Source organism: uncultured Formosa sp. (assembly GCF_947500765.1).
Classification (GTDB): domain Bacteria; phylum Bacteroidota; class Bacteroidia; order Flavobacteriales; family Flavobacteriaceae; genus Formosa.
The window spans coordinates 1-3112 of sequence record NZ_CANMTH010000032.1; the positions used below are offsets into that span (position 1 = coordinate 1).

General features: G+C 32.3%; 2 protein-coding genes. Both read right to left on the reverse strand.

The genetic code is table 11. The features are described 5' to 3' along the window. Positions 1-155: 155 nt before the first annotated feature. A complete protein-coding gene (locus tag Q1B05_RS18420) occupies positions 156-1541 on the reverse strand; it encodes a sugar transferase (RefSeq protein WP_299782903.1) in 1386 nt (461 codons plus the stop codon). A 269-nt stretch (positions 1542-1810) separates the two neighbouring features. Continuing rightward, entirely contained in the window at positions 1811-2545 is a 735-nt protein-coding gene (locus Q1B05_RS18425; RefSeq protein WP_299782905.1) for an energy transducer TonB, read from the reverse strand. Between the last annotated feature and the right edge of the window lie 567 nt (positions 2546-3112).

A 3112-nucleotide genomic window follows, 5' to 3' on the forward strand; every position in this document is an offset into this window, starting at 1 on the left:
TTTGGCTTGGTCTATCCTGAGCGAAGTCGAAGGATCTGCATCAAGGCAAAATGAACATCAAGACAACATAAACAATAACGTTAAAACAAGTTTAATATGACAAAACCAAGAAGAATAAATACAGAAAATTAAAAAAATAATTAGAATACAATTCACTATTGTCCCCTAAAAAACACAACAGCAGTAACGGTTTTAACAAGAATATTTAAATCCAAGAAAAAACTACGACGCTTAATATAAAATAAATCATATTGTAATTTCATAAGACTATCTGCAACAGAATCACCATAACGGACTTTCACCTGAGCCCAACCTGTAATTCCGGGTTTAACCATATGGCGCGCTTCATAAAACGGAATAACCTCTGCCAATTCCTTAACAAATTTAGGACGTTCAGGTCGTGGTCCTATCAAACTCATTTCACCTTTTAAAACATTTAAACATTGCGGAATTTCATCTATACGAGTCAGTCGTAAAAATTTCCCAAAAGCAGTAATTCTAGCATCATTTTTAGAGGCCCAAACAGCTCCATTTTTTTCAGCATCGACAACCATCGTTCTAAATTTAATGATAGAAAATAATTTCCCATGCAAGCCTACACGCTCTTGTTTATAAAACAACGGGCCACGATTACCTATTAGGTTTCCTAGCAAAACAAAAGGTAAAAAGAGTAAGCAAACCACGCAGCAACTCAAGGCAAAAGTAACATCTACCAACCAGCGTTGTAATAAATATAATTTGTTTTTATTATTACGGTTGAAAGGAAAATATTTATAAAAATCTTTTCCTAAATAATGTACAGGGACTCTAGAAGTCATTTCTTCAAAAGCTTGTGTATATTCTTTTATAGGAAACCCTTGTTCAAGCAAACGCATTAATTCTTGATAAAGTTCTGTGGTAATTAATTCAGAATCATAGGTCGCAACCAGTATTTCCGAGACATGCTGTTCGGATATAACATGACCAAGATCTGTTGCCAAATACGACTTTACCGACTTAGGTTTTAGGGCATTTCCAGGTTCACAATTAATAAAACCAACAATATTATAATTAGGGTCTACAGCTTTTAAAGAGTCAACTATTTCATCAATATGCTGTGGTTCTCCCACCAATAATGCATGCTTATAAAAACGCGGAGTAGATATAAATGTAATGTATACTGCACGCCAAAATAAGATCCCTCCTAAAACACCCAGAAAGAAAAACAGAATTTGTATACGCTTTTCAGGAAGAAAAGGCGTAAAAAAAGGAGTCATCAAATAAAATCCAACAACAACCATAGCAGTCATAAACACATTAGGTAATGTAGACTGAAAGACACTAGACTTTTGTAAATCGTAGATTTCAAAAACAGTTCCAAAAACAGAAATGTAAAGAATCAATACAATAACCGAAGACCAATTTTCATTAGTAATCGTAAAATAGTCAAAATTGAAATAGGAACCTAAACCATATAATACACCTAAAACAATACAAATATCTATAATACGTAATAAAATCTTTCGTTCTGAAACATCGAAAGAAATTGAATTTTTAAACATAGGGTATGTACAATTATGCGGTAAATATATGAATTCCTATTGTTTTTTTAGGTTTATTTTAACATTCTACCATTTCCTAACTAAATTTATAATGCATACTTAGCAATAGAAAATTCACAATCAATATTAGAATTTAGTGCTTTACAATATAAGTTCAACGGGGAAGTCCTTATAATAAGAGATTAAGACCTTCTTGAAATAATAAAAATACGCTGTATTCATTGAATACAGCGTATTAAAGGCAGCGTAATATCACCACATGTAAAAAACTACAACGCTGCTTTATATTTAAAAAATATAGGTACTGCATAAGATACCTTTACAGGTTTACCTCTTTGGGTTCCTGGTTTCATTCTTGGTAACAAATGCACTATACGCTCAGCCTCTTTTTCTAAGGTTTTATCTGGGCCTCTAGATCTTATACCAGTAATATAACCTTTTTCATCAATTATAAAGAGTACAGACACACGCCCTTGTATACCTAAGTCTAAAGCATCTTCTGGATAATGAAAATGTGTTTTAATATGCTCATTCATTTTGGTTTGAAAACAAGCCTTAGAAGCTTGTTTATCTAATCCCTCACAACCAGGAAATACAGGTATATTTTCTATAACTGCAAAAGGGACTTCTACATCTTCTTCAACCTCTTCAACCTTAACATCTTCTACAGCAACAACAGGTTCTGGATCTGCAATAGCAATTTCTTGAGAAGATTCTGTGCTTTCTATAACCGTTTCTTCTATATCGGCCACAGATTCAACAACTTCAATAGACTCACTCACTGCAACCGGTGGAGGTGGCAATGGTGTACTAATTTTTGTAATTGGAATATCTTCTTGATATTCAGATGCAATATCTAGAATTTCAATAGGATCTATTTCAGTTTCAAAAGTTCTATACTCTAGGGCTTTCCAAGTAAACAATAACATAATGTTTAACCCAATAGCAAAATATATACTGCTATTTCTCCCTATCTCTAGTTTTGGATTTTTTTTAGCTTTCATGATGATATATTTTAATAGTGAACATTCTTCTTAACTCTTATTAAGGTAGAAAAAAAGAGTCCAAATTACTATGACAATTATCATAATTCACAATATTACGCAAACGTTTTCAAACAGACTATAAACCACAAAATCAACACATTAAAACAGAAGCATAAAACGCATTACACCACAATAAGTAAAACATAATCTTATATCCAAATGATGATAATAAATCCAATATCATTCCGAGGCACGAGGAATCCATTAGAGCATATTATCAAAGAAAGCAAAAACATAATCCTATACTCAAATGATGATAATAAATTCAATGTCATTCCGAGCCACGAGGAATCCATTAGAGCATGTTCTCAAAGAAAATAAAACAAAACCCTATACCCAAATGATGATAATAAATCCAATGTCATTCCAAGATACGAGGAATCTATTAGAGCATGTTATTAAAGAAAACAAAAACATAATCTTATACATAAATCACCAATAGAACCTTCATGAATTTTCAGTCATAACAAACGAAGAAGCGTAACTGCATTACGCAGTAATAAGCATGTAGCTTCGATAGTGTGT

Coding starts and splice junctions, on each gene's coding strand:
- Q1B05_RS18420 (WP_299782903.1), bottom strand. CDS start 1,541: ATGTTTAAAAATTCAATTTCTTTCGATGTTTCAGAACGAAAGATTTTA.
- Q1B05_RS18425 (WP_299782905.1), bottom strand. CDS start 2,545: ATGAAAGCTAAAAAAAATCCAAAACTAGAGATAGGGAGAAATAGCAGT.